Annotated in this window: 3 protein-coding genes; all 3 read right to left on the bottom strand. The window is 44.9% G+C overall.

What is annotated here, in order from left to right; genetic code table 11:
• On the bottom strand, positions 1-603 hold a 603-nt coding region (pcnB, locus tag B4K20_RS13160; protein ID WP_289283216.1), incomplete at its 3' end, for a polynucleotide adenylyltransferase PcnB.
• A 53-nt stretch (positions 604-656) separates the two neighbouring features.
• Positions 657-1,232, bottom strand: coding sequence for a ribonuclease HII (gene rnhB, locus B4K20_RS13155; protein WP_289283215.1), 576 nt, complete (start codon positions 1,230-1,232; stop codon positions 657-659).
• On the bottom strand, positions 1,229-2,243 hold a 1,015-nt coding region (gene lpxB / locus B4K20_RS13150), incomplete at its 5' end, for a lipid-A-disaccharide synthase (RefSeq protein ID WP_289283214.1). The genes rnhB and lpxB, both read right to left, overlap by 4 nt.

Here is a 2,243-nt window from a genome sequence, read left to right as displayed (position 1 = left end):
TAACATGCGAACAGGATCTTCACGATAACGTGTTTCAACATCGCCAATTAAACGGATAAGGCCCGCATTGAGATCGGCCATTCCGCCAGTGTAATCGATGATAGAAAAATCTTTTATATTGTAATAGAGCGCATTGATCGTAAAATCACGTCGCCAGGCATCTTGTTCTAAAGTGCCAAACACATTGTCCTGCATAATGCGGCCCTGAGTATCAACATGTTGTTTAGCCTCAGGTGGCGCCCGGAAAGTAGCGACTTCTATGACGTCACGTCCAAACCGAACATGAACCAGCTTAAATCGTCGTCCGATCAACTGGCTGCGTTTGAATAGCGCATGCACTTGTTCTGGCGAGGCATTGGTGGCTACATCAAAGTCTTTTGGTTCATAACCTAGCAAAAGATCGCGTACACACCCACCGACGAGATAAGCATCATAGCCGCCCTCTTTCAAGGTATACAGCACTTTGAGTGCATGTTGACTAATCTGTTTACGCGATATGGTGTGTTCACTGCGAGGGATAATTAACGGTTCGCGTCCTTGTTGCGGATGTTGACCGTTTTTGCCTCTCACCAATTTGTTGAAAATTTTATTTAACGACAGCATAAGTTTTGAATAATACCACGCTCATCCATTTTTCTATGATTTATATAATGGCATTACAGTGATAATGCCTTATGAACAGGGCCGAATGAACGTCTATGAATATCCGTCACCCCTAGCGTCAGAAGTGCTTGCTGATGCTGCTTGGTTGGATAGCCTTTATGCTTAGCAAAACCATAGCCTGGATACCGTTCCTCCAGTGCAATCATTTCTTGGTCACGTGCGACTTTAGCTAAGATTGAAGCGGCCGCAATAGCGGGCTCAGATTGATCACCTTTGATAATGGTAGTGACGGGACAATTAAGCTTAGGGGCATGTATACCATCAACGAGCACGTGTTCTGGGACTATAGATAAGGCTTCAACGGCTCTTTTCATCGCAATTAAACTGGCCTGAAGAATATTTAGCTCGTCTATTTCATCTGGCTCAGCTCGTCCCATTGCCCAGGCTAAAGCATGCTCTTTGATTAGAGGTACCAGACTCTCTCTTCGTCTTTCAGTGAGTTTTTTTGAATCAGCCAAGCCTACAATTGGGTTATCAGGATTCAGTATGACAGCAGCAGTCACTACGGGCCCGGCTAATGGGCCACGTCCAACTTCATCAACGCCGGCGATAATAAGCGTATTTGTCATGAATGATGAGTATCAATAAAAGAAATAACGGCTCTGGCAGCGTTGTCAGCGCCACCGCTGGGCCCGAGCGCTTTAAGCACTTGTTCTTGAACAATATGGGCCTGTTGTTGGGCTTCTGCTGCGGTCAGAAAATATAATAACCGTGGCGCTAACTCAGCTACCGACACCTGGCTCTGTAATAACTCAGTGACGACATTTTTTCCGGTCACAATATTACATAAACCCACGTAAGGAATTTTTACCAGTCGTTTGAGAATCTGGTAAGTCAGTGGCGCAACCCGGTAAGTAATTAAATGCGGTACACCTAACAAAGCAATTTCCAGAGTGACAGTACCCGATGCCGCTACAATCGCATCACAGCTACGAACGACATCATAAAACTCACCAGAAATGACCTCCACTTTCACCGCCGTTTCTGATAAATATGGCTCAATTAACGTCCGATCTAGCCCAGGTGCTAAGGGTAAAATAACCTGCACAGAATTATCACGTTGTTGAATATGCTCGGCGGTCGCTAACATCACTGGCAATAATGCTTCCACCTCACTCCGACGACTGCCAGGAAACAAGCCTAAGACAGGCGCTTTCATATCAAGGGAAAAATGCGACTTGGCCTGTTCAGAAGTCCAGTCTGAATGTACTGCATCAACTAAGGGATGACCAACACATTTCACAGCCACATCGGCTTTTTCATAAAGCGACTGTTCAAATGGAAACAACACCAGCATCAGATCAACATAACGCTTTATGGCTTTGATTCGCCCAGCCCGCCAGGCCCATATTTTAGGGCTGATATAGTAAATAACCGGAATACCCAATTCATGCGCTTTTTTAGCTAGCTTTAGATTAAACCCAGGGTAATCGACTAATATTAATGCGTCAGGTTTACTTGAAGCTAAATGTTCAACGGTTTTATCAAAAACAGCTTTGATATGAGAGTAGCGTTTAATGACCTCAACCAGGCCCATGACAGCAAGCTCAGCAAAATCGGTGATAATATCCACACCCGCT

The organism is Methylophaga sp. UBA5088 (assembly GCF_002414625.1).
Taxonomy (GTDB): domain Bacteria; phylum Pseudomonadota; class Gammaproteobacteria; order Nitrosococcales; family Methylophagaceae; genus Methylophaga; species Methylophaga marina.
This window is presented reverse-complemented; position numbering and strand designations above follow the sequence as displayed.

Bases quoted from the DNA above. Each gene is read 5' to 3' on its own strand.
- rnhB (WP_289283215.1), bottom strand. From the start codon at position 1,232: ATGACAAATACGCTTATTATCGCCGGCGTTGATGAAGTTGGACGTGGC.